This window comes from Cryobacterium zongtaii (assembly GCF_002909375.1).
In the GTDB taxonomy this organism is placed as follows: Bacteria; Actinomycetota; Actinomycetes; order Actinomycetales; family Microbacteriaceae; genus Cryobacterium; species Cryobacterium zongtaii.
The window spans coordinates 245,307-266,126 of record NZ_PPXD01000005.1 but is presented as its reverse complement, the minus strand read 5'-3'; the positions used below and the strand labels follow the sequence as shown (position 1 = coordinate 266,126).

29 protein-coding genes and 1 tRNA gene are annotated in these 20,820 nt (G+C 61.1%); 10 read left to right on the top strand and 20 right to left on the bottom strand.

The window, feature by feature from the left end; all coding sequences use genetic code 11:
* Position 1 precedes the first annotated feature (1 nt).
* Positions 2–592, top strand: coding sequence for an RdgB/HAM1 family non-canonical purine NTP pyrophosphatase (gene rdgB / locus C3B61_RS03530; protein ID WP_103459568.1), 591 nt, complete (start codon positions 2–4; stop codon positions 590–592).
* A gap of 67 nt (positions 593–659) precedes the next feature.
* Complete coding sequence (locus C3B61_RS03525) at positions 660–1,580, top strand: cation diffusion facilitator family transporter (RefSeq protein ID WP_103459567.1); 921 nt, start codon at positions 660–662, stop codon at positions 1,578–1,580.
* A 30-nt stretch (positions 1,581–1,610) separates the two neighbouring features.
* On the opposite strand, the gene C3B61_RS03520 is transcribed toward C3B61_RS03525, so the two are convergent.
* The 6 genes from C3B61_RS03520 to C3B61_RS03495 form a co-directional block, all read right to left on the bottom strand.
* Positions 1,611–2,345, bottom strand: coding sequence for a DedA family protein (locus C3B61_RS03520; protein ID WP_088455550.1), 735 nt, complete (start codon positions 2,343–2,345; stop codon positions 1,611–1,613).
* Positions 2,346–2,452: 107 nt separating this feature from the next.
* Positions 2,453–3,130: a DedA family protein gene (locus tag C3B61_RS03515; RefSeq protein WP_174776258.1), complete on the bottom strand. Its 678-nt coding sequence runs from the start codon at positions 3,128–3,130 to the stop codon at positions 2,453–2,455.
* 3 nt (positions 3,131–3,133) lie between these two features.
* The gene (locus C3B61_RS03510; RefSeq protein ID WP_165791117.1) at positions 3,134–3,796 is read right to left on the bottom strand and encodes a biliverdin-producing heme oxygenase; all 663 of its coding nucleotides are present in this window, start codon (positions 3,794–3,796) and stop codon (positions 3,134–3,136) included.
* 357 nt (positions 3,797–4,153) lie between these two features.
* Positions 4,154–4,399 carry a helix-turn-helix domain-containing protein gene (locus C3B61_RS03505; RefSeq protein ID WP_165791116.1) on the bottom strand — a complete coding sequence of 82 codons (246 nt, stop codon included), beginning with the start codon at positions 4,397–4,399 and terminating at the stop codon, positions 4,154–4,156.
* Positions 4,400–4,479: 80 nt separating this feature from the next.
* Complete coding sequence (locus tag C3B61_RS03500) at positions 4,480–4,704, bottom strand: hypothetical protein (RefSeq protein ID WP_103459564.1); 225 nt, start codon at positions 4,702–4,704, stop codon at positions 4,480–4,482.
* 228 nt (positions 4,705–4,932) lie between these two features.
* The gene (locus C3B61_RS03495; protein WP_103459563.1) at positions 4,933–5,241 is read right to left on the bottom strand and encodes a hypothetical protein; all 309 of its coding nucleotides are present in this window, start codon (positions 5,239–5,241) and stop codon (positions 4,933–4,935) included.
* 171 nt (positions 5,242–5,412) lie between these two features.
* Here C3B61_RS03495 and C3B61_RS03490 point away from each other — a divergent pair, with 171 nt between their 5' ends.
* Positions 5,413–5,895: a hypothetical protein gene (locus C3B61_RS03490; RefSeq protein WP_133160224.1), complete on the top strand. Its 483-nt coding sequence runs from the start codon at positions 5,413–5,415 to the stop codon at positions 5,893–5,895.
* 71 nt (positions 5,896–5,966) lie between these two features.
* Here C3B61_RS03490 and C3B61_RS03485 read toward each other — a convergent pair whose 3' ends face one another.
* From C3B61_RS03485 to C3B61_RS03445, 9 genes are all read right to left on the bottom strand, one after another.
* Positions 5,967–6,329 (bottom strand): HIRAN domain-containing protein, encoded by a 363-nt coding sequence (locus tag C3B61_RS03485; RefSeq protein ID WP_165791115.1) that lies wholly within the window; start codon positions 6,327–6,329, stop codon positions 5,967–5,969.
* A gap of 465 nt (positions 6,330–6,794) precedes the next feature.
* Positions 6,795–8,063 (bottom strand): phage major capsid protein, encoded by a 1,269-nt coding sequence (locus C3B61_RS03480; RefSeq protein WP_103459560.1) that lies wholly within the window; start codon positions 8,061–8,063, stop codon positions 6,795–6,797.
* A gap of 5 nt (positions 8,064–8,068) precedes the next feature.
* The gene (locus C3B61_RS20265; protein WP_425266409.1) at positions 8,069–8,317 is read right to left on the bottom strand and encodes a helix-turn-helix domain-containing protein; all 249 of its coding nucleotides are present in this window, start codon (positions 8,315–8,317) and stop codon (positions 8,069–8,071) included.
* 179 nt (positions 8,318–8,496) lie between these two features.
* On the bottom strand, positions 8,497–8,763 hold the full coding sequence (locus tag C3B61_RS03470; RefSeq protein WP_103459558.1) for a hypothetical protein: 267 nt from the start codon (positions 8,761–8,763) through the stop codon (positions 8,497–8,499).
* The gene (locus tag C3B61_RS03465; protein WP_103459557.1) at positions 8,760–9,407 is read right to left on the bottom strand and encodes a bactofilin family protein; all 648 of its coding nucleotides are present in this window, start codon (positions 9,405–9,407) and stop codon (positions 8,760–8,762) included. The genes C3B61_RS03470 and C3B61_RS03465 overlap by 4 nt, the downstream gene beginning before the upstream one ends.
* A 1-nt stretch (position 9,408) precedes the next feature.
* Positions 9,409–9,684, bottom strand: a complete 276-nt coding sequence (locus C3B61_RS19390) for a hypothetical protein (protein ID WP_133160223.1) — start codon at positions 9,682–9,684, stop codon at positions 9,409–9,411.
* Positions 9,663–9,932 carry a helix-turn-helix domain-containing protein gene (locus tag C3B61_RS03460; RefSeq protein WP_133160222.1) on the bottom strand — a complete coding sequence of 90 codons (270 nt, stop codon included), beginning with the start codon at positions 9,930–9,932 and terminating at the stop codon, positions 9,663–9,665. Before C3B61_RS03460 ends, C3B61_RS19390 begins: the two co-directional genes overlap by 22 nt.
* A gap of 250 nt (positions 9,933–10,182) precedes the next feature.
* Positions 10,183–10,797 carry a hypothetical protein gene (locus C3B61_RS03450; RefSeq protein ID WP_133160221.1) on the bottom strand — a complete coding sequence of 205 codons (615 nt, stop codon included), beginning with the start codon at positions 10,795–10,797 and terminating at the stop codon, positions 10,183–10,185.
* Positions 10,794–11,003, bottom strand: a complete 210-nt coding sequence (locus tag C3B61_RS03445; protein WP_103459553.1) for a hypothetical protein — start codon at positions 11,001–11,003, stop codon at positions 10,794–10,796. Before C3B61_RS03445 ends, C3B61_RS03450 begins: the two co-directional genes overlap by 4 nt.
* A gap of 103 nt (positions 11,004–11,106) precedes the next feature.
* Here C3B61_RS03445 and C3B61_RS03440 point away from each other — a divergent pair, with 103 nt between their 5' ends.
* Positions 11,107–11,676 carry a helix-turn-helix domain-containing protein gene (locus C3B61_RS03440; protein WP_103459552.1) on the top strand — a complete coding sequence of 190 codons (570 nt, stop codon included), beginning with the start codon at positions 11,107–11,109 and terminating at the stop codon, positions 11,674–11,676.
* A gap of 82 nt (positions 11,677–11,758) precedes the next feature.
* Here the strand turns inward: C3B61_RS03440 and C3B61_RS03435 are convergent, their stop codons facing one another.
* On the bottom strand, positions 11,759–11,944 hold the full coding sequence (locus C3B61_RS03435) for a helix-turn-helix transcriptional regulator (RefSeq protein WP_103459551.1): 186 nt from the start codon (positions 11,942–11,944) through the stop codon (positions 11,759–11,761).
* A 205-nt stretch (positions 11,945–12,149) separates the two neighbouring features.
* On the opposite strand from C3B61_RS03435, the gene C3B61_RS03430 reads away from it, so the two are divergent.
* Positions 12,150–13,274: a tyrosine-type recombinase/integrase gene (locus C3B61_RS03430; RefSeq protein ID WP_103459550.1), complete on the top strand. Its 1,125-nt coding sequence runs from the start codon at positions 12,150–12,152 to the stop codon at positions 13,272–13,274.
* 49 nt (positions 13,275–13,323) lie between these two features.
* On the opposite strand, the gene C3B61_RS03425 is transcribed toward C3B61_RS03430, so the two are convergent.
* Positions 13,324–13,405: transfer RNA gene (locus tag C3B61_RS03425), tRNA-Leu, on the bottom strand.
* Between the two features lie 119 nt (positions 13,406–13,524).
* Here C3B61_RS03425 and C3B61_RS03420 point away from each other — a divergent pair.
* Positions 13,525–13,947 carry a hypothetical protein gene (locus tag C3B61_RS03420; RefSeq protein ID WP_103459549.1) on the top strand — a complete coding sequence of 141 codons (423 nt, stop codon included), beginning with the start codon at positions 13,525–13,527 and terminating at the stop codon, positions 13,945–13,947.
* Positions 13,948–14,025: 78 nt separating this feature from the next.
* On the opposite strand, the gene C3B61_RS03415 is transcribed toward C3B61_RS03420, so the two are convergent.
* Positions 14,026–14,901, bottom strand: coding sequence for a hypothetical protein (locus C3B61_RS03415; RefSeq protein WP_103459548.1), 876 nt, complete (start codon positions 14,899–14,901; stop codon positions 14,026–14,028).
* Positions 14,891–15,595: a DUF5343 domain-containing protein gene (locus tag C3B61_RS03410; RefSeq protein ID WP_133160220.1), complete on the bottom strand. Its 705-nt coding sequence runs from the start codon at positions 15,593–15,595 to the stop codon at positions 14,891–14,893. Before C3B61_RS03410 ends, C3B61_RS03415 begins: the two co-directional genes overlap by 11 nt.
* Before the next feature lie 311 nt (positions 15,596–15,906).
* Here C3B61_RS03410 and C3B61_RS03405 point away from each other — a divergent pair, with 311 nt between their 5' ends.
* From C3B61_RS03405 to C3B61_RS03395, 3 genes are all read left to right on the top strand, one after another.
* Entirely contained in the window at positions 15,907–16,512 is a 606-nt protein-coding gene (locus tag C3B61_RS03405; RefSeq protein WP_103459546.1) for a hypothetical protein, read from the top strand.
* Positions 16,513–16,733: 221 nt separating this feature from the next.
* On the top strand, positions 16,734–16,937 hold the full coding sequence (locus tag C3B61_RS03400; RefSeq protein WP_103459545.1) for a hypothetical protein: 204 nt from the start codon (positions 16,734–16,736) through the stop codon (positions 16,935–16,937).
* Between the two features lie 559 nt (positions 16,938–17,496).
* Positions 17,497–19,002 (top strand): protein rep, encoded by a 1,506-nt coding sequence (locus tag C3B61_RS03395; protein WP_133160219.1) that lies wholly within the window; start codon positions 17,497–17,499, stop codon positions 19,000–19,002.
* Positions 19,003–19,283: 281 nt separating this feature from the next.
* Here C3B61_RS03395 and C3B61_RS19385 read toward each other — a convergent pair whose 3' ends face one another.
* The gene (locus C3B61_RS19385) at positions 19,284–20,156 is read right to left on the bottom strand and encodes a hypothetical protein (protein ID WP_133160218.1); all 873 of its coding nucleotides are present in this window, start codon (positions 20,154–20,156) and stop codon (positions 19,284–19,286) included.
* 216 nt (positions 20,157–20,372) lie between these two features.
* Between C3B61_RS19385 and C3B61_RS03385 the strand changes: the two genes are divergently transcribed.
* Positions 20,373–20,756 carry a hypothetical protein gene (locus C3B61_RS03385; protein ID WP_103459542.1) on the top strand — a complete coding sequence of 128 codons (384 nt, stop codon included), beginning with the start codon at positions 20,373–20,375 and terminating at the stop codon, positions 20,754–20,756.
* The last annotated feature ends 64 nt before the right edge of the window (positions 20,757–20,820 follow it).

The window sequence follows — 20,820 nt, the reverse complement described above, 5'->3', positions numbered from 1 at the left end:
CATGCGCGTCGTTCTCGCCACCCACAACGCCCACAAGGTCGAGGAGCTGCGCCGCATCCTCGCGCCCATGCTGCCGGACCTGGAGGTGCTGGCCTACGACGGGCCGGAGCCTGTCGAGAACGGCGCGACGTTCACCGAGAACGCGCTGATCAAGGCGCGTGCCGCCGCCGCGCACACCGGCCTGCCCGCCATCGCGGATGACTCCGGCATCTGCGTCGATGTGCTGGGCGGCGCACCCGGCATCTTCTCTGCCCGCTGGGGCGGGCCGGCGCGGGACTCCGAGGAGAATCTGCGTCTGCTGCTCTGGCAGCTCAGCGACATGACCGACGAACACCGGGCCGGTCACTTCACCTGCGTGGCCGCGCTGGCGCTGCCGAACGGCGTGGAACGGGCTGTCTCGGGGGAGTGGCCGGGTCGTATCTTGCGGGAGCCGGCCGGTGCCGGCGGCTTCGGCTACGACCCGATCTTCCAGCCGGACGGACACGACGTATCGGCCGCCGAACTGCCCGCCGACGCGAAGAATGCCGAGAGCCACCGGGCAGTCGCCTTCGCGGCCCTCGGGCCGGTACTCACCGAGCTTCTGGCCAGCTGAGAACGGCACTCATTCCCAACTAGCCGCCGGGCTGGCTTTCGCCCGGGAGGGCTCGTAGCGTTGACGCATGGGCCACGATCACGCATCCGCTTCGACGAGCAATCGTTCACGCCTGTCGATCGTGATCGGCCTGGTCGCTGCGGTCCTCGTCGTCGAAATCGTCGGCGCCTGGTTCACCGGCTCGCTGGCGTTGCTCGCCGATGCCGGCCACATGTTCTCCGACCTGGCCGGTCTGATCATCGCTCTCACCGCTACCGTCGTCGCGGCCCGCCCCGCCACCGATCGGCAGACCTTCGGCTACCAGCGGGCCGAGGTGTTCGGTGCGCTGCTCAACGGCCTGATCCTGATCGTGGTGGCGGGCTTCGTGGTCGTCGGTGCCATCAACCGGCTGACCTCCGGCGCCACCGCCGAGGTTCTGGCCGGCCCGATGCTCGTGGTGGCCGTGGTCGGCCTGCTGGCCAACATCGTCGGGATCCTGCTGTTGCGTCCGGCCGCGGCCGGGTCGATCAACATGCGCGGCGCCTACCTCGAGGTGCTCGGCGATGCGCTGGGATCGGTAGCCGTGATCGCGGCGGCCGTCGTCATCCTGCTGACCGGTTTCGCGCAGGCGGACGCCATCGCCTCACTGGTGATCGCCGCGATGATCATTCCGCGGGCCTTCGGTCTGCTGCGCGACGTGGTGCGGGTGTTCAGCGAGTCGGTGCCGGCGGATACCGATGTGCGGGCGATCCGGGAGCATCTCGAGGGCACCGCCGGCGTCGTGGCCGTGCACGACGTGCACGTGTGGGCGATCACGTCGGGGTCACACGTGTTCAGCGCCCACATCGTCGTCGAACCCGAGCTGCTCGCGGCCGGACGGTCGGGCGCGCTGCTTCGCGAGCTGTCGGGATGCCTGTCCGACCACTTCGACGTCGAGCACTCCACGTTTCAGCTCGAGCCGGCCGATCATGCGGCGGATGCCGAACACGAGCACCACTCGCACCGCTGACGTTCTGAGCGTCACGCGCTGAGGAGGGGGTCAGGCCTCGTGCTTGCCGTCGTTGTCGGTCTTGAAGGTCTCGGGGTCGAGCACCAGGTTCTTCGGGTCAACGGTCACGCCGGAGCGGGCCTCGCGGCGGGCTTTCACGGTGGACTGCACGTAGTGGTAGATCGTGGGGAGCAGGGTGAGCACAACGGCGCCCAGCAGGATCAGGTCGATGTAGTTGCGCACGAAGTCGGCCAGCGGCGGGATGTAGCCCAGGAAGTAGCCGAAGAAGGTGAGGCCGGCGCCCCAGATCATGGCGCCGATGAAGTTGTACAGGCTGTACTTGCGGTAGTCCATGTGTCCGACGCCCGCGGCGACCGGGGCGAAGGTGCGCACGATCGGCACGAAGCGGGCGGCGATCACGGCGAAACCGCCGAAGCGCACGAAGAAGGCGTTCGTGCGTTGCACGTTCTTGACGCTGAACAGGCCCGATTCCTTGCGCTCGAACACCCGCGGGCCGAGCCTGTGGCCGATCAGGTAGCCCACCTCGCCGCCGACGAAGGCGGCAGCACCGATGGCCAGGGCCACCCACCAGATGTCGATGGTGATGATGTCGAAGAAGACGAACAGGCCGGTGATGACGAGCAGGGTGTCACCGGGGAGCAGGAACCCGATCAGCAGGCCGGTCTCGGCGAAGACGATCGCGCACACACCAAGCAGCGCCCAGGGTCCGAATCCGTTGATGAGGATCTCGGGGTCGAGCCAGGGGATGAGTGCTGTGTTAATCACGAAGAAAACTCCAGTCGTCGGCGGCTAGATCGGCCAGTCGGCGGTGATCGCTTGCGTCGCTACAGGTTAGCGCGTTCTGGCATCTGAAGGCCTGATGAAGGGGTGGGCTAACCCCCCAATGTGTTGTGAGATCCGGTGCTCGTGCGGGCGTCGAGGCGCATCTGGGCACGATCGGCGAACCAGGTGCGCAGGCCGAAAACTATCGACGCCGTGATGAAGAAGCCCGCGATGATGTAGGCCGCGCTCTTCACTCCGGGGATCGCTGCGGCGTAATAGCCCGTCAGGGTGATGCCCACACCCCAAGCCAGGGCTCCGACGATGTTGCTGGAGAGGAATTTGTAGTAGTTCATGCGGCCGACTCCGGCAACGACGGGAACGAAAACCCGTGCCCACGGCATGAAACGGGCCACGACCACCGCCCACCAGCCGTACTTGAGGTAGAAGGACTCGGTCTTCACAATTGCCAATTGGGTGCGCCGGCCACCGCGTTTGTCGAGGTAGCCGCGACCGTATCGTCGACCGAGCAGGAAGCCCACCTGGTCGCCGAGGAACGCGGCGATCCCGACGCCGACGGCGAGCACCACGATGTTCAGGTTGGTCGTGGACGCTGCCACCAGGCCGGCGCCGAACAGGAGCGAGTCACCGGTGACGAACGGGATGAACACCCCCAGGAACAGGGCGGTGCCGGCGAACACGAGGGCCCAGACGAGCAGGTAGAACACCACGACTCCCGCGCTGGAGAGGAAGTCGCTGAGCTGGCCGTCCAGGGCCGCGGCGCGGACCATCGGCTAGCGCGCCAACCCGTCGAAAACGGCGCCGTTGTAGGTGAAGGCGGCATCGACCTCCGCGACGAGGGCGTTCACCTCGGCCGGTGCAAGCGACATGGCATTCAGCCGATCGCGGTAGGCACGCTTGTATTGCACGATGTTGTTGATCGCATCGAACCTGTAGAAGCCCAGCTGTTCGGGCGCGGCACCGTAGTACCGGGCCACGAGAGCCGCGATGGCCTGGCCGCCCGACAGGTCACCGAGGTAGCGGGTGTAATGGTGGGCCAGGCAGCGCACCCTGTCGGCACTGGTGAGGGACTGCAAGTGGGCGATGTACTCGGTCGTCGCCGGCAGCGGCGGATGCTCGCGGCGCCAGTCGTCGACGCCCAGCGCGGCGAGGTCGCTTTCGATGGCGGGCAGCCGGTCGAGGGCGGGGTCGAAGACGTCGATGCGGTCGACCTGGGACACCCGGTCGACGAGCTGCTCGAGAGCCTCATAGACCCAGGCGTACTGCCCGAGGTACCGGGTGTAGTCCGCGAGCGAGAGCGCACCGCTCATCAGTTCGGTGATGAAGGACCGCGTTTCGGTATCGCGGTGCTGAGTGCTCGAGCTGGCGCGAAGGTAGTCGGCCAGATTCTGCTGCTGGTCCTGGTGGCGCTGTGGAGAGCTGGGGGTCGCGGTCATGAGAACCGATCTGCTGGGAGACGAGTAAGGCAATCCTAACCACAGCGAATTCAGGGTGNCCGATCTGCTGGGAGACGAGTAAGGCAATCCTAACCACAGCGAATTCAGGGTGGCCAGCATCGAAGAGAATTCTCGGTTACAGCGGAGCCGGACGGCATCTGAGTGCCGACAGCCGGAGCCCGTCGGTGCGGGAGAAGGGACTTGAACCCTCCCCACCCTCCCACAGTGGCGGGGTGTCAGGGAAACTTGCGCGGAATTACGCGCCTGTTGGCTCTGATTGGGTTTGTGTGTTCTGAATGGATTGCGGGGAGTTGTGGGGTTTCTGTGGGGTTTACGTGTGGGGTGTGCGTCTGGAACTCAGAACCTGCCCTGTCTGACCCGCCGAAGGCCCGCGTCGCTGAGCCCGTGTGGGTTCGCCGGCAAGGCAGCCGTCTGGTAGCGCTCTACGTAGGCCTCGAGGGCGGCGCGGGGAAAGGTGAGCGCGCGGCCCGACTTGAGGCAGCCGATCTTCTGTTGGTACACCAGCCGGCGGATCTTCGCTTCGTCCACCTTTAGGTATGCAGCGGCCTGTTCCATGCTGTTCACGTCGTCAAGAGAGGTCATGGCCTCAGAGTACGAGCAGCAAAAACGCGATCGGGCACTATCGGGCCGCATCTGTCACTTACTTCGCTGGCGGCGAAATATTACGGTCGCGGTTCCCCCGGTGCGAGCTTGTCGAGTGGCAGGTTTTCGAACCACTCGAGCAGTTCTGCATGCCCGATGAGGGGCTTGGTGCCGTAGTAGCGGGCGGTGAGGCTGCCGTTACTGACCGCGAGCTTGATGGGGAAGATGCTGAGGCCGACTGCGATCGCTGCACCGTCGAGGTTGTAGGCGATGGGAGTGGGGGCGGTCTGTCGCGGGACGATCATCTGTGAAGGCTACGACGCGAGACGTGTGACAAAACGCCACGATTCTTGTATGCGAAGTCAGCCCACATATACGGACGTTCGGGATCAATCGTTATACGAACAGTGCCAGAATGCGCGCATGGATGACCTGGACACGCCGAACTGCCCCGCTTGCCTACTCCCAATGGAGGCGACAGAGCGGGGCAGGGAAGTGATGTGGCTGTGTCCAGAGTGCGGGTTGGTGCGCCTTTAGCGCGCGGCGTTGATTTTGTCTTCGATCCGCTCGAGAGTGCCAATCAGATGGCTTTCCCGCGTGTAGCGGCTGAAGAATAGCTTCTCGTCGTGCCTCAAATTCAAGGACACCTCATCGGGGTCACCTGATACCCCATCCAGGTAGACGACTACATCTCTGTCTCGAACATGGAACGCGGCGATGCGGCCATAGAAAACTGTTCCGTCGGGACGATTCACGCCGAACGCAAGCCCGATAGACGTTTGATTGAGGTTAGAAGCCTCTGCGAAATGCTCATCTGACTGGATGCCGACCTCAATAATCACGTGCAGTCCATTCTCTAAGGGGTCCCAAGTCTGGCAGTGTCGCGGAGTGATCCAGGCCGGTAGCACGATTGCGGCCTAAGTGGGGGTGCTCACTGGCAAAGTCGCTGCGTTACGGATGAGCCTGGCGTGTCCCAAGTCCATAGGCTGTGGCATAACTACCATTGGGGAAAATTGCCAGACTACGAGAATGCTAAGTCCATCAACCGGAAGCTAAACTCCGCATCAAAAAACTGGGCGGGCGCCAAGGTCTTCAGGAGATACCCAGACCTGAAGGGGCAGATCGCCTCACACCTCGACGTGGCCCTGGGCAATGCAGAAATCGACTACCTGACCGTTGAAGTGAACGAAACGGACTTCCGCGTGGGAATCCTCGCCTTTGCCGGATTACGCATCGTCTGGCTCACGACCAGCGAGGAAACTTGTGTGCCGTCGACCAGCATTCTCAGCACTCGCCACATCGAATCGATCGAGCTCGTCAACGTGTCAAACGTGATGACGAGTACGTGGGGTGAGTCTGACGCGCTGAACTTGGAAGTCGAGATCGGCGGCACCACGTTCAGCCTGCCTGCAGACTCCGGGGCGACGGAGAGCAATGTCGCCCAGCTCAAGAGCTACCTGCCGGCTCTGATGGAGCACCTAGCGCCCGTGGCGTAACGCCGCCCTAGAGCCCCTGCCGTCTTCGGATCGCAGGGGCTTTTTGCGTCGATTGGCGCGCCTTGCTCAGGTCAGCCCTTGAGCCACGCTCTCACTTGGTCCTCTGCGGGTACGTTAAGCAGGATCCACCGGTCGCTGCCATCTTGCCGCACGTCGCCATAGACCCAGACGTCAGTACCCTCCTTGGACAGCTTCTTGACCAGGCGGCTCCACAGCTTCGCCTCGTCGGCGGGGACGAAGCCCACCTGCCGCTTGTCCTGATAGACGGCGACCGCATTCTTGTCGTACTCATTGCTAGGGTCCGCGACGAGTTGGAACGGTCCCAGGCCGCTGCCACGAATGGCTGGCTGCCGGTAGCTCACCCCCGCAACGGGCATGGTGTCCGTCGCGTTGGGAAGAAAGTTCACTGTGCGCTTGCGGCTGAAGAATCCCATTGGCTGCTCCCTGTTGACTCGATGATCCCAAGCGCCGGCGATGGGTGCCTGTCCCAATCCGGGGGCTGTTTTAGAGATCGGAGCACGCGGAACACCGCCCTCTCTTCCTTTTTCGTAGCGATCGACCCCCCACCCCATCGCGCGCGCGACCCCCTATCGCCTTCGGAGGGGGATTTTTGGAAGTGAGCGCGGTCGTCCGTCACCCCCATTTCCAAAAAAGAAGTGGCTGGTCAGAGGGACAATCGCTGAGAATGGGGAGAGCCCCCGACCTGTTGTAGGTCGGGGGCTCTTCACTGGGTGAGTGTGTCGCAATCATCGGATTGGTTGGCACTCGTCGCGCTGGTCGGATCATCGCACTGAAAGGAATGGTGCTAACCGGCCATCCATTCCGCGGATCCCGTCATGTCCGTGTGCGTTTCGCGCTGCGCGGGTCCGGGGCGGTGAGGTTGACGCAAGGCGTAGTGTCTAGGTGGCGCTGTGTGCGAAGTACTTGACAGCACCCGTGGTGTCGGTGAGCGCGCCGTCGATGCGGGCGAGGCAACGGAAGGTCACCAAGTCCTTGTCGAAGGCGAACTCGTTGGAGCGCTCGAAGCGCACTCCGTTGACCTGGCGCACCCAGTAGCGGGAAAGGTCGCCGAACGCGATCGACTTGGCACCGGCCGCCATTGCGGGCATTGTCGGGTCGGTGAAGACGGGGCGACCGAGCAGCGTTCCTGCGGAGCCTGAGCCGGGAATGATGTCGGTGGAGAAGATGTAACGCCCGGTCGAGTCGCGGAGCTTACGAATCGTGTTCAGCGTTGTGCCCCGCATTAGCCACGCTGCGGCCGCGCTGCGTGCGTACGGCTCGGCGACGGACGCTGCGAGGTCGAGCAGCAAGTCGCCGCCCTGTCCCGCGGTCGTCTGCGTGCCGAGGGTCGTCGCCGTGCCGGTGGGACCGGTCACGCCCAGTGTGGCGTCTGTAAGAATCCCGCGAGGCTGTCCCGTTCCGGTGCCCGTGATCGCGTGTGCGCCGAATGCGTTCCCGACTGCGATCCCGGCCTGTTCTGCGAGGTAGCCGACCAAGTCAAACTTCTCATCCTCGGCAAGTTCGTAGGACACCTGCACGAGGAAACCGTACTTGTACGCTCCGAAGGTGACAGCGCCGAGGGTGGGGTCGCTCTCGGGGATGGTGCCGGCTTCGGGGACGATCGCCGCGGTGCTGAGAGCGGTCGTTTTCGGAACCTTGAGGGGTTCGCCGCTGGAAGTCTGCAGCACGGTTGCGCCGGCTGCGAGAACGCTTGACGATTCGACCATGTGTCGCTGCAGGCGGTTGAAGAACGTCGTCCCGAGGAGGCCACCTCCGGAGGAAGTGGACAGGTCCCGCTGCTCGATGCCTGGCTGAAACCCGGAGCGCATCTCGTCATCGGCGAGGTGCACTTCGATGGGCTCGAAGGAGCGGCTGCGGATGACACCGCGGAACTGTTTTGCGAGCTCACGATCTGCTGCGGACGTGAACGCAGCGCCCCCAGACTGGCCCATGATGGACCGCATGGCGGCTTCGGCAGCAGCGGAGCTGTCCTCGTCAAGCTGGATCTGCTCGAGTCGTCCGTTCAGCGAGCGAACGGAGTCGGAGAGCCCGTCAAAGGTGCGCGCCTCGGCTGATGTGAGATCCCGATTCTCAACCTTCGCGTTGTGCAGCAGCACCTCCGCATTGCTGCGAGCGGTGTCCCTTTTCTGTCGGAGTTCGGTCGCCATGCGGCTCAATTTGTGTCCGTTCTTGTTTCTGTCGTGTGCCCCTGGCGAAAGTGCTGGAGCGCTTCTCGGCTTATTCGCCACCGTCCAGCGATTGATTCGGCGTGGAGTCTGCCCGTTGCGATCGCTGAGCGAACGCCCCTGTCAGTTATTCCAAGCCGAGATGCTGCCTGCGTGGTTGATAGCCATTCATAGTGTGCGGCGAGTTCCGGCGCGGCTGCTTTGGTGGTGCCGATTGCGGCATTGCGCCAAGTCATTTCCGCCACACGGAAGGCCAAAAGGATCGCGTCGACTTCCGCATCGCGACCGCCGTTTTCCCTACGGAAGCTCTCGAGGCCGGCGTACCGGTTCAAGTAGGCACACACCCGCGCGGGGACGACAATGACGCCGCCCCCCGCGTGAATGTAGTGCTCAGCGGGTCGAGGCTGGCTGCGTGTCATGGCGTCTGCTCGTCCACCATGTTGGCGACCTCGGACATGGCACCGAAGATCCAGTTCAGGCCTCTAGCGTCGGGGTGACCTTCCAAGAGCCCGTCGACAATGGACAGGATCTCAGCGAGCATGATTCCCACGAATGCAGGCTGGTCCTCTGGCACGATCGCGCTGAGTGCACCGTTGAGGATGCCCGCGCGAGCCTCCCGGTCACCCGTCGCGCTCACGAGACGAAAGGCGGTGTGCTCGACGTGCGTCGCTTGGTCGCTCATGCTGAGATGCCCGTCGAGCGGTACAGGACGCCAGTAGTCGGATGCACGTAGAGATTGGCCGGCTGGGAGGTCTGCGGCAGGTTGGTGATCGTCACCGCGGACGAGCTGACCTGCACAGAGGTACTGCCAGCCACCAGGGCGGCGGCTGAGGGCGTAACTCGGGCGAAGGCAGAGCCAGTGCTGTTGGAGAGTACAACGCCGTTACCGGCGATTGCAGCGACCCACCCAGCGCCACTCCACGCGAGCCCGGGATACCCGGACGGAGTGACACCGAGGGTCGCAGACGGCGATCCAGCGACGGTGATCTCGCCGCCGGCACCGATGATGAGGTCACCCGTAAGCAGGGCGTTCCCGATGAGCTTGAGTAGACCAGTGACGTCGAGCGTCCCGGCGACTGTCTCAGTGCCCGACACGTTCAAGGTGCCGTCGACATTCAAGTCGCCAGAGACGTTCTCGGTGCCCGTCACATCGAGGACGCCGCTGACTCGTGCAGATCCCTCCACAATCAGACCCTCTGGCGAGAGGATGCGCAGCGAGCCGCGCGAGATGGACGACGAGCCCAGCGGTGTAGCAGTTTCCAGCGCTTTCAGCCGGCGAAGGATGCCCTTGATTTCGGGTTCGTCGAGATTGTTGATGCGTGTCATGTCAGTTCTCCTTGGTAATTGCGTGGGCGAGGTCATGCCTCGGAGCGGTCATCGAATGCTCGAAGATCGCGCGGTCGATTTCGGAGAAATTGACCCTGATCACTAGTGACTTATCTAGTAACTGGTCTCTAACTGATAGTGCGCAGTTCTTGCCGGTTCGTTGCGCGAGAATTGCCGGTTCGTCTTGCACGATCTGCCGATGGCTTTGACGCGATTTGCCGACGGCGGGTAGAGATTCCGGCAAATCTTTCCGGTTCACTCGTTCCATCGCATCCACTCGGGGTCCTTCTCCCGATAGCTGTCGGGCACGTTGAGGAGATAGACGTTTCGCAGCCACTTGCCGCGCTCGCTGCGTCGCTTCTCGATATTCACCGCTTTGAACTGGACGAGGGTCTTGATGTGCGTCTGTACGGTGCGGACGCTCTGCCCGGTGCGCTCGGCAATCGTTTCGTGACTGGGGAAGGCGTACCCGTACTCGGGGTTCTCGTGTTCGGCCAGGCAGAGCAACGTCAGTTTTTCCTTCATCGGGAAGTTGACGCCACCCCTCTTCCAACTGAGATCCCAGGCCCAGTTCCGCGCCGAGATGCTCACTCATCACGCGCCGAGCCGCTGCACCGGTTCCACGGGTTCGCGGCCATCTGGGGCGCGTCGGAAACGATGACGTATCGCTCGCGTCCGACGTCCGAACCGTTGTCAGCGTTGGTGAGGAATCGCATTGTGATTGATTCGGGAGAGATGGCCCAACCGCTGCGGGTGGTGACCTTCCAGCCGGCCATTAGTTCGTCACCTCACGGGCGACGTATGACGTGATTTCAGTGTCGGAGTCCTCGAACTTGCCAACGAGCTTGTACCGACCGAGGTGCTCGTATGTGTAAGTCTCGTCCTCCTCATTTGTGAACGACCACTTGTCGCCCTTGTTCTTGCTGTGCACCGGGTGACTCGTCGGCGTGACACTCTGGCCGTGCAACTGGCGGCGTTCAGGGTCCGTGGGACTCGCAAGGGCGGCTCGGCAGTGCTGTCCGGTCTCTGCGATCAGGTAGAACTCGGGATCTACCCACTCCGTCGTGGAGAACGAGGGGATGATGTGCGTCTGGGCGGTGAGCCGTGCGGCTTCCGCTTTGGCGCACTGCGCCTTCAGGTAGTCGACGACGTACGCCTGTTCCGGCTTTGTGAAGCCGGCCTTGAGAATGTCCGTGACGGGGAGTCTCTGCACGTCTGGGCGGGCTTCGAGCCATTCCTGCACCTTCACAGTTGGCGCGGTCTCGGCGGTGGTTCGCGTGGTGCTGGTACGGTGTTGCAAGACGTTTCCTTTGCTTAGCGGTAATTTGGTTTCTGTCACTTCGCCCCCGTTGCCCTGCAAGGCTTCGGGGGTTTTTCGTTGTGCGGTCACGCTGCGGCGTCTGCGGCGTCTGCGGTGCCGGTGCGCGCGCTGCCCTCGACCCAGTCAATGACCTCGCACTCCGCGTAGATGATCTTCTTGCCAAGCTTTCGGTACCTGGGCCCTCCCGCACCTAGGTAGCGCCAGGAGGCGAGTTGACCCTTGGTGATGCCGGGGATCATCTCGCAGACTTGTTCGGGAGAGAGGTAGGTGTTCATCCGTGGCCAATCTAGGAATCCAATCGCAGCCAATTTGGCCGCAAAGGAACAGTAGCAGGTATTAGTGATGGTGCAATAGCCAAATCAGCGATACGCTCGCCTTATGTCAAAAGATGATGCAGACGCCCACTTCGCAGCCGCGGTCAAGAAACAGCGGGAGTTCCACGGTTGGTCGCAGGCGGAACTCGCGGAGAAGGCTGCGCCATACGGGGTCTCCTTCATGGCGACCACGATCTACAAGATCGAGACCGGGAAACGCAAAGTTACGGTGGCTGAAGCCGTTGCGCTGTCTCAAGCACTGCGCGTTTCCCTGCACGAGCTGATGATCCAAGGGACTGACAGCGCTTTTGCCGCAAAGGAGATCCTCTTGGAGTACGGCATGGAAACCTTGCTGGATCACGAGCGAGTAGTCGACAGCTTGACGCCGATGATGCTGCGACAAGAGCGGATGAGGGCGGTCATCGAGAGCTACCGCGAGAAGTTCGGAGATGACCCAAGATGGCTCTCTTACCAGCCAGGGCGACGAAATCTCAGCGTGCATTGGGAGCCGTTGATTAATTGGACTGGACCAGCGGAGTACCTCGCATCATGGAAGGCGCTCATTGAAACCCATGGAAGCTACCTCGATGATCTGGGATGGGCCGACGATCGATCCGATCCCCATGTGTTGTAGCTCCGCGACAGGCAATGCATTCTTGGCCAACACGCTTGCTGCGGCTCGGTGGGGAGGCCCCCTAGATCGACGGACATGCCGCTCACACGCCCCAGCGAGCCGAGCTCTCGACCCAGGCGATGACTTCGGACTCAACGTAGAGCACGGTCTTCGGCGTCGGCTTCCGGTAGTTCGGGCCGGTGCCGCTGAAGCGAAGCTGGGCGAGCTTGCTGCGGGTGAGTCCGGGGAGCATGGCGGCAACTTGGTCGGGGGTGAGGTAGACGGGCATGGTGTTCTTTCGGTCGAGGTTCCGGCCACGACGCTCACGCCGCCTCCGGAGAAACCAGAAGTTGGTCTCAATAGGAGGCCATGCGGCAACTCGTGCCGCTCCCGCGTAAACACGCGGGCCTTGCTCTCCGAGTTGGCAAGTCGCACCAGAGTCGCCGCATTACTCAGAAGTAGAGGCACTTTCGCCGCTACGAACGGAGCACAGCATGGGTAGCATCACCGCGTACGAGACCGGCGACGGCAAGCGATACCGCGTCAGGTACCGTGACCCCGACCACAAGTCGCGCGAGAAGAACGGCTTCATCCGCAAGAGGGATGCCGAGGACTACCTCGCCGAGACGGTCGTAGCGACCAACCGCGGCGACTACATCGACCCCAGGACCGCCAAGATGACCGTGCGCGAGGTCGGCGACGAGTGGCTGGCCAACCAGTCACACCTCAAGCCGTCGTCCTACCGCGCAATCGAGACCGCCTGGCGGGTCCACATCGCGCCGGCATGGGGACACCGTCGACTAGGGGAGATCCGCCACTCCGAGATCCAGACCTGGTTCACCACCTTCACGGCGAACGAGGGCAAGCCGCGATCGGCAACTGTCGTCATGCGCGCATTCGGCGTCCTCGCCGGCATCCTCGATGTCGCCGTCCTCGACCGCCGGCTCACCTCTAACCCCGCCCGCGGCGTCAAGATGCCACGGAAGGGCAAGAAGAAGCGCGCCTATCTCAAGCCCCGCCAAGTCGAGCTGCTGGCCAAGCACTGCGGCGAGAACGCGACGCTCGTCTACCTGCTTTCCTACACAGGACTCCGATGGGGCGAGGCTGTCGGCCTGCGAGTTGGGACGCTTGACATGCTGCGCCGGCGGATGCAGGTCGAAGAGAACGCCGTCATCATGGGCAAAGACGTGTTCGTGGGCACGACTAAGTCCCACGAGAACCGGAGCGTGCCGTTCCCCAAGTTCCTCTCGGAGCCGCTCGCTCGACAGTGCGAGGGCAAGACTCGCACGCAGCTGGTCTTCGGCAAGGGCGAAATCCATCAGCGGCGTCCCGGGAGCGGCAAGGGCTGGTTCCACCGCGCCGTCATCGCCGCCCAGGCCGAGGACCGCGACTTCCCGTACCTGACGCCGCACGACCTGCGACACACTGCCGCGAGCATCGCCATCCACTCGGGCGCGAACGTCAAGGCAGTTCAGCGGATGCTCGGCCACGCCTCCGCAGCGATGACCCTGGACACGTACGCGGACCTCTTCGAAGACGACCTCAACGACGTTTCGGATCGCATGGATGCGGTGCGCGCTGAATCAGTTGTGGGGTTTTCGTGGGGGAAGACCTCCTAAACACGTGCGAAACCCCCGGAAACTCAACGTTTTCGGGGGTTTTATAGGGTGCGGGAGAAGGGACTTGAACCCTCACGCTCGAAAGCACAGGTACCTAAAACCTGCGTGTATACCAATTTCACCACTCCCGCGAGTGAGGCTCCAGTCTAGAGTGCCCTGGTTCTGCGCCGGAGTGGTGGAACGGTCACCCGTCCGGTCAGGCTGTGGATAACTCGCACGCGCGTGCCCGGTTGTAAAGCAGGATTCCTTCATGACCGAGGCCGTGCGCATCATCACCGAGCAGGTGCGGCTGCGCGTGCGCCGCGACGGCGTCGACCTGGCCGCCGACGACGCCCTCGCCGACCAATACGTGCGCGACGAGGTGCGCCGGTACAGCGAACGGGCCCTCGGCGGATCACTGCCGTTGCTCACCGATGAGTTCCAGGCCAGCAGAGAGGTGGTCGCCGCGCTCACCGGGTTCGGTGCCCTGCAACCGTTCCTCGACGACCCCGACATCGAGGAGATCTGGATCAACTCGCCCAGCCGGGTTTTCGTCGCCCGTGACGGTGTGCCAGAGCTGACCCCGATGGTGCTCACCGAGCGGGAGGTGCGCGACCTGGTCGAGCGGATGTTGCAGGCGTCCGGCCGACGGGTCGACCTGTCCTCGCCGTTCGTGGATCCGAACAGTCTTTAGTCTACTTTTCTTTCTGTCGCCAACGAGTGGCTGTGGTGAGTTCTGTGTTTCCGTCGGTTGAGTGCCAGTTGGACGGCTTTAGTTGCTCATTGCGTTCAACACTGCCCGCAGCACTTCAATTCGTTGTTGGGTCGCGAGATCTGGTTTGGTCTTTCTCGCTTGGGCGGACTCGAGGGTCATAATTTCCGATCGCACCGCGTCGTAATCTTCCAATTCATCGTGGACGCCCGTTCTGTCGGACTTCCGCTTGAACTTTTCGCGGACAGCGGGTGGGAGAATCGGCACTTCACCGAGTTCAGGTTTGTCATAGTAGGGCTGGCCGGTCAGGGTCCTGAGCAGGTCTTCGTAGGTATCAAAATCATCGACATCCACTTGGAAGTATGTGAAGCGAGCCATGTCCTCAGGGATGCACCGAGGGCTCTGCTCACCAAGAAGTACCAGTTTCAGCTTCTTCTGAAGCTCCGCCTGGTGTCGGATGAAGGAACCCTTTAGGGCATCCGCTTCCACCACCGCTCCAGCGCCGAGGCGCGGTGAGTTGACTCCGGACCATCGTTCGGCCCACGCGTCCGTTATCGCCACTAGAACAAAGTCCGATTCCAAAACCGCTTTCTGGCCGAAGCGGGTCCAGTCTGCGTCGCTCTTGTGGCTGTGGAAGAGGTCGATATCGGCGTCAATCCCCATGCTTCGAAGCGCGGTGGTGAACTCCATGACCTGCTGTTCCCAAGCCTTTTGTTGCTGAGCTGACCAGTCTTCTCCGCGGTGAGCCCAGCTGACCAGAACCTTCAGAGGGCGCGATGCCGGCTGGTCCAGCGGGAATACCTCGACGATTGAAGTTTCGTTGTCCTTACGCGCAATGGCGGTGCCCACGGCTGTCTTTCGCGAAGTTTGGCGCAGCTCATTCGCAATTTTCTGAACGGCGCTGACGGCCGCCTGAAACGTCTCTCTATCGTCCATAAAGGTGCTTGGCCATGCTCGCAAAGATCGCGTCAATCTGGTCCGTCGAGGCGGACGAGTCGATGTGCACCTGTAGATCGACGTGAAGACTGGGCCCCTGTTGCGGCGCGGGTTTGTGAGGCAGATTCGGCTGAGGCAGTGTCTGGTGCTCAGTACTCACCGGTTCCGCGTCGGTTGAGGGGACGGTGACATTCGATTCCGTACTTACCGACGCAACCTTCTTCGGCTTTGCGGTCTTCGGCGTTCGAGGCTTGACGTCCTCCCCAATTCTCTCCGCACCAACCAAATGGAGGTAGAACTTCGCCACGACTTTGGCCGTGGCCTGACCAGAACCGGAATACCGCATAAACCAATTTGCGACCGCGGTTGGATCCGCATCTTTCGTTGTGAAGATCTCGAGTACCTCAACCGGGTACACAGTCTCCAGAATGGCTGCACATGCTTTTGGATACGATTCCTCGAATCGGAAATCATGAGTCAGCGGGGTAGGCACACCCTCTGAATCGACGAGACCGACGTTGCGCAGTTGAGGTAGCACGTTTTTGGCGGTCTTCTCAGAAATAGACAGGACCGACGAAAGGTAGGTCAAAGTGACTTTGCTCGGGAGCTGCTTGAAGAAAGCTCGCCGAAGCTCGGTCCAAACAGCGGGCGACATGTAAGGAAACGATTTCCTGTCTTCTACTACTGCAGTCACTTGTTCCCCAATGGCTCGTTGAACACACATCGTCGAGATTCGGTCGAGCAGGTGCTGCCTTCCGCGATGATCCCCTGTGCGTGATCCTGATCGTAGTGGTCATTGATCAGCTACTTTGACGGGTCCTATGCCGAGTCTTTGATCCAGCTGCGCACCGTTTTACTTGGCTCCGGTGTGAGTCGACGGCGAATAACAGCCGCACCCAGGTATCAAAACCAACGGCCCGCTCATTGATGAGCCGTTCTATGGCTGCTTCGGCTCCTTGAGTGCAACCAACCAAATCCTGCTTGCGTGCCTGCTAAATTTCGAACATGTATGCAGACGTAGTTTCCACAATTGCGCTTATCGCTGCCGGCGGCTCGCTCGGATGGCAAATCTACAAGGAGACTCGCTGGGACCGGCCGCAGCTTGCCGTTTCCGGGGTCCTGAAGTACAGCGTCGATAGTGGATTCAGTGACGGCGTCGTTGTACGAAAGCCGGAAACCCAAACGTGGGATCTCGAAGTTGTCGTCGCTAATGTCGGCAACGTGACCACACAAATCGTAGACGTGTACTGGGAATTCGAACGTGCAGATGAGGCCGGATTTCGCGTTCGCGGGACGGAAACCGTCGGTGGACCGAAGAAGTTCGAGTTCAATGGCCAGGTAGCGGTTCACGACGGTGACATGGTCGAGGGTGGATCAGCCTTGCCTCGGCCGATAAATAGAAACGAGGTCTTGACTTGGACCTTCGAGCGTCCCCGCTTGACTAACGCTTTCATCGACGATGCAGTTCAGGGGCGTCCCGTCGTGGAATACGTTTCACGAGCCAAGGATCCCATTGCGTCCGAGACGGGACGCAACCCACACATCATGACAGCCAAGGGCGAATTCACTATCCTGTCTGAATTCCCTGAACTGGGGTTCGCGGCGAACTGAAAAGCGCTCTCCAGAGAAGGCGGAACCCCAGCATTCTTGTCCCCTCTATTGGGGGTATGGATCTGAACGGCACTCCGGCACGAGCCAGTACAGTTTCGAGTGTGACGCGCCATCGCGTTGTCGCCCAAATAACACTTCACGCAGCCAATAACATTCACGGGACACGGGCGTTTAACTACCCACGGTCGAGAGAACTCTCTCGACAGGAATGAGCACGTGAAATGATTAGCGAAAGCATCACCGAAGCCGCAATTATCACGACGGCATCCGTCTTTCAATCGGTGGACGCACCTACAGCCTCGGCAGATTCACCTGACGCACGTTTCGAACCGGATCACATCACAATCGCCGCTCGAGTCGGCGACATCCTCGAGGCGGAGCAGGACGAAGAGCGCGTTCTCATGCTCAGCCAGGGCCTCTACTAAACCGCGACCAACACTCCCGCGCATTACCCGGGAGTGTTGGTCCTGGCCCGTTGGTAGTTCTTGTGGGTTCTGTCGCTATCGTTTCGCGCACACCATGAGCGGCGCCCTTGGCCCATGCGCTGCGCGCCTTTTGTGAGTCTGCCGGACGGCGGCCGCGAATTCCAGGTCCCACGACTGACACGGTGCGGCGTGCTGTTGTCGCCCCGTCTTGGCCTAGGTCCCCGTCAACTCGAGTCGTTGATTAGCCAGGTTTCGAACGGCGCGCTCGTTTAGACGATTACAGTGCGAGCGCGACTCGACGATTTGCAGGTCAGCGACGTCCACTACGACGAACAACGAGAAAGGCGAAAACCCATTGGAGAAGCCCCGGCAGTCCAGAAGGCGCGGAAAGCAGGAAAAGCAAGGCACGGCTAAGACAGTCCGACTGCTGCCGGACGCGATGCAGCTCGCCATGGAGCGGCGCCGGGATCTAGCCGCAGCAATGAGTATGAATCGCAAGACGGCGCTAAAGAAGGAGCCTCGACTTTGTGGACGCCAAGCGACGGGCTCCCATCACTACGTGGACAACGAAATTCCAATGCGGCTCCGCGAGTCCAAGTCTCACGACGGCGCTATTCGTCGGTACGTCAGCTACGGAAATCTCAGCCGCTGCGGTTCTGTGTGGGCATGTCCGCACTGCGCACAGGTCGTGGCGGCCAAGCGCCGCCAGGAGATCCAAGCCATAGCATCAACGTGGATCGCAAAAGGTATGCCAGTTCTCTTCTTGACTCTGACGATGAGACACAAGGGAAACGAACGTCTGGACGATCTCTGGGATGCAAAGCAAGAGGCCTGGGCGCGAGTTCAGAAAGGGTACGCGTTCAAGTCTCTCAAGACGCAGCTGGGTCTAACAGGGTTCATCTGCGCCACCGAAGTGACGTACGGGCCACCCCAAATTGGAGGGAAAGGGTGGCACGTCCACCTCCATGTGCTTCTTTTCATGACCCAGGCAATTGTTGAGGAAGAGGAGTTTGAAGCCCGACGCGTCAGGATATTCCAGGACTGGGCGGCGGCGCTCTCGAACATGGGCCTCGAATCGCCAGCTCTCAACAATCAGAAGGGAAAACCTCTCGGCGCTGACTTGAGAGCGGTCAGAGCTCTGGACGGCATCCAGAACTACTTCAAGAAGAACGCATATCTCTCTAGCGTGGACCGGATCTCGTACGAGCTCAGCTCCGGCAATACATCCAAGAAGGGTAGAGGGGAGCGTCGAAAGAACAAGACCCCATTGCAACTGTTCCAGGCGATGATCGAAGACGAGGGGAAGAGGTGTCCGAGTGAGCGTCTATGGTTTGATCTGCCCGGCCGGCGCGCTGACCTTCGAACCAAAGTGACCTTCGAGGGTGACAATCGTTTCCTGTTGCACAACCCGAATCGAGTCGGCGAGGTACTCGCCGACATTGGCGTCCTTCGCACTTACCTAGACCCAGACTCCGGCGAGGTGTGGGACCGGGGCGAGATCTTTGTCGAAGAGATGCCGCGCCTCAAGCGTCATGCAGCCTGGTTCGAATTTCAGACCGTAGTTTTCGGCTACGAATCATTGACCGCTCCCGGAAAACGCCCTCGAACTCGCCAGCAGATAACAAGATCCCAGAGAAAGGCCCCGCGCACACGCCCGCTTACTTTCGCCGAGCAGTTGTGGAACACAGCCTTGGACGCGGTCGGACACGGTCTCACTGACGAAGAAATAGTTCAACAGCACCGAGGAGGATTTGATCATGCCCTGATCTCTGCTGCTAGTTGGCGAAACGTTCTGGCGAGTGACAACGAGGCCCAGGTCGCCCTTCAAGAAGCTCTGGAGTCGAGCGACGCTGAGGCCCTGCGGGTGGCAGAAGAGCTTGGCATTGATCTGAGAATCATTGGTCAAGACCAGCCCGGCATTACGGAACCCGACGAATCCGATCTCCAGCGGCAGAAAGTGCTTCGTGAGATTCGACTGGCAGAGATGCGAGACATGAACACTCGCATGGCAGCCCGTGAGAAGGCGCGCGGTCGGAACAGGTCAGCGGCTTCTGAGAGTGCCTGACCATGGCACAGAGGGGGTCCGAGTACAAGTGCTTTGAGTAGCGAAGTTAGCTCTCTTATTACCAAGCGCGACCCCTGATTGCCCCAACTGGCGTTGAACCTGCGGGCACTCTCGCTTCGCTTCGTGCCCGCCCGTTCACACGAATTTCGTTGCGAGACGCGCGCGTCGTCGAAGGGACGTGCTGATCGTCCCTCAAGGGCACCGTCACGACCCAGAGTGCGTTCTAGCGTCGCTCTCTTTATCGCCCGGATTCTGGCTCGTTACATTCGAGTTGAGATCGTTCAATAGAGGATTTCATTTAGGCCAGCCGTGGTCTCAGACTTCATCCATTTCTGCCGCTTCCGCTTCGCGGCGGGTTTTTCACTGAGTATCCACAACTCGGGACGCTCGGATATCCGTTCGTATCCCAAGGCTTGCAGAATTTCCGCAGCCGTCATCTCAGAGATTTGGAGTCGCTTCGAAACTTCACGCAGCTTCCACTGCTCCTTCGTTTCAAACCAGATCCGAATCATCCACGGGCTGTCAAAGCCGCGATTCCCCCAGCGCCTGACTGCGAGCCGAGCCAGGCGATCTGCCTTTCTGGTGCGGCGGATCTTGAACAAGAACTTCGTCAGCCGTGCACCCGCCCAGGTGCTGGCACCGATTCCGAGGTCAACGCCGTGATCTAGGAGGAAGGAAACGAGATCGTATTCCATCTGGTCGCCACCGCGACCACCGTCCGTTTCCCAGACGAGTACGTCCGTCCAGTCATACTCCGTGTACTCGTCTCTCGTTGCGCGCCAAAGGTCACCCATGGTTCCGGGCGATTGAGGTATGTGACTGAGATGAGCATAAAGCGCTTCATCCTCACGAACTCCCCATACGATCACCGGGAGTCCGTAGTCAGAAATGATCGCTTTTTCCGGGTCGATGTTCCTACGGCGCACACCGAAAGCAAGCCGCCGAGGTCCGTGTGGCCATGGGCGGATGGTCGTCTGGTCAGGATCGAGAATGTCGAGCGCACCATCTACTTGATGCAAGAACTCGCAATTGTCCTGGCTGTCGATCACGACCGATCGAAAACCCCCTACGGGGCTTCCTTCATCGTTGAAGTACCGAGGCTTTTCCAGAATGCGCACGGTTTGGCGCGTCCACGCCTTTATGTTGGGCTCCATTTTTCATGCTTAGCGGCAATGCCGACCGAAAGCAATTCCATAAGTGAGCGGACTGCCCGGTCAGGGCGAGAATCCGATGACATCCTGCGTTCGTAGTCGAGCGATTCTGGAATCGAGAATGAGGTCGAGATCGACGCTACAACTCTCTTAGTCGAACGTAATCGACACGCGGCCTGGTAGTTGGGTCGGGTACCAAACCAGAACTAGGGAGAACAAATGGCTAATCAAATCATTCCATTCGCACCGCAGGATCTCATCATCATCGCGTCGGGTAGCGAGATCCGTGAACTGACGGTATTCGGATCAGAGGAAAAGCAGACCCGCAATGGTACGGAACTCGTACAGCTCAGGGCGACGGTCCTTCTTCATGGTCGCACTCTCGGGGAAGTCGCTCTTCAGACTGCGAAATCGGACTTCGAGGCTGTGCATTCCGGCGACGTCTTAGTCGCCTCTGGTGAGGGAGATATCAAATTCGCGGGTACCAACGACGACTGGGGGCTCCGCACGACGGTGTACGCCCAGACAGTTCGCAAGACGGGTATCAACGCCTGGGACGCCGTTGCGGATGCCGTGAAGCGCGCACAGCCAGTCGTCAAGTAGATCGATGTTCTCCGGGGTCGCATTATGCGGCCCCGGTCATCCAAGAAGAGAGAGGGAAGTATGA

What these genes read in the sequence shown, in the direction of transcription:
- rdgB (WP_103459568.1), top strand. Translation starts at nt 2, where the DNA reads ATGCGCGTCGTTCTCGCCACCCACAACGCCCACAAGGTCGAGGAGCTG.
- C3B61_RS03525 (WP_103459567.1), top strand. Translation starts at nt 660, where the DNA reads ATGGGCCACGATCACGCATCCGCTTCGACGAGCAATCGTTCACGCCTG.
- C3B61_RS03515 (WP_174776258.1), bottom strand. Translation starts at nt 3,130, where the DNA reads ATGGTCCGCGCCGCGGCCCTGGACGGCCAGCTCAGCGACTTCCTCTCC.
- C3B61_RS03510 (WP_165791117.1), bottom strand. Translation starts at nt 3,796, where the DNA reads ATGACCGCGACCCCCAGCTCTCCACAGCGCCACCAGGACCAGCAGCAG.
- C3B61_RS03505 (WP_165791116.1), bottom strand. Translation starts at nt 4,399, where the DNA reads ATGACCTCTCTTGACGACGTGAACAGCATGGAACAGGCCGCTGCATAC.
- C3B61_RS03500 (WP_103459564.1), bottom strand. Translation starts at nt 4,704, where the DNA reads ATGATCGTCCCGCGACAGACCGCCCCCACTCCCATCGCCTACAACCTC.
- C3B61_RS03485 (WP_165791115.1), bottom strand. Translation starts at nt 6,329, where the DNA reads ATGGGATTCTTCAGCCGCAAGCGCACAGTGAACTTTCTTCCCAACGCG.
- C3B61_RS03480 (WP_103459560.1), bottom strand. Translation starts at nt 8,063, where the DNA reads ATGGCGACCGAACTCCGACAGAAAAGGGACACCGCTCGCAGCAATGCG.
- C3B61_RS20265 (WP_425266409.1), bottom strand. Translation starts at nt 8,317, where the DNA reads ATGACTTGGCGCAATGCCGCAATCGGCACCACCAAAGCAGCCGCGCCG.
- C3B61_RS03470 (WP_103459558.1), bottom strand. Translation starts at nt 8,763, where the DNA reads ATGAGCGACCAAGCGACGCACGTCGAGCACACCGCCTTTCGTCTCGTG.
- C3B61_RS03465 (WP_103459557.1), bottom strand. Translation starts at nt 9,407, where the DNA reads ATGACACGCATCAACAATCTCGACGAACCCGAAATCAAGGGCATCCTT.
- C3B61_RS03460 (WP_133160222.1), bottom strand. Translation starts at nt 9,932, where the DNA reads ATGAAGGAAAAACTGACGTTGCTCTGCCTGGCCGAACACGAGAACCCC.
- C3B61_RS03445 (WP_103459553.1), bottom strand. Translation starts at nt 11,003, where the DNA reads ATGAACACCTACCTCTCTCCCGAACAAGTCTGCGAGATGATCCCCGGC.
- C3B61_RS03440 (WP_103459552.1), top strand. Translation starts at nt 11,107, where the DNA reads ATGTCAAAAGATGATGCAGACGCCCACTTCGCAGCCGCGGTCAAGAAA.
- C3B61_RS03435 (WP_103459551.1), bottom strand. Translation starts at nt 11,944, where the DNA reads ATGCCCGTCTACCTCACCCCCGACCAAGTTGCCGCCATGCTCCCCGGA.
- C3B61_RS03430 (WP_103459550.1), top strand. Translation starts at nt 12,150, where the DNA reads ATGGGTAGCATCACCGCGTACGAGACCGGCGACGGCAAGCGATACCGC.
- C3B61_RS03420 (WP_103459549.1), top strand. Translation starts at nt 13,525, where the DNA reads ATGACCGAGGCCGTGCGCATCATCACCGAGCAGGTGCGGCTGCGCGTG.
- C3B61_RS03415 (WP_103459548.1), bottom strand. Translation starts at nt 14,901, where the DNA reads ATGGACGATAGAGAGACGTTTCAGGCGGCCGTCAGCGCCGTTCAGAAA.
- C3B61_RS03405 (WP_103459546.1), top strand. Translation starts at nt 15,907, where the DNA reads ATGTATGCAGACGTAGTTTCCACAATTGCGCTTATCGCTGCCGGCGGC.
- C3B61_RS03400 (WP_103459545.1), top strand. Translation starts at nt 16,734, where the DNA reads ATGATTAGCGAAAGCATCACCGAAGCCGCAATTATCACGACGGCATCC.
- C3B61_RS19385 (WP_133160218.1), bottom strand. Translation starts at nt 20,156, where the DNA reads ATGGAGCCCAACATAAAGGCGTGGACGCGCCAAACCGTGCGCATTCTG.
- C3B61_RS03385 (WP_103459542.1), top strand. Translation starts at nt 20,373, where the DNA reads ATGGCTAATCAAATCATTCCATTCGCACCGCAGGATCTCATCATCATC.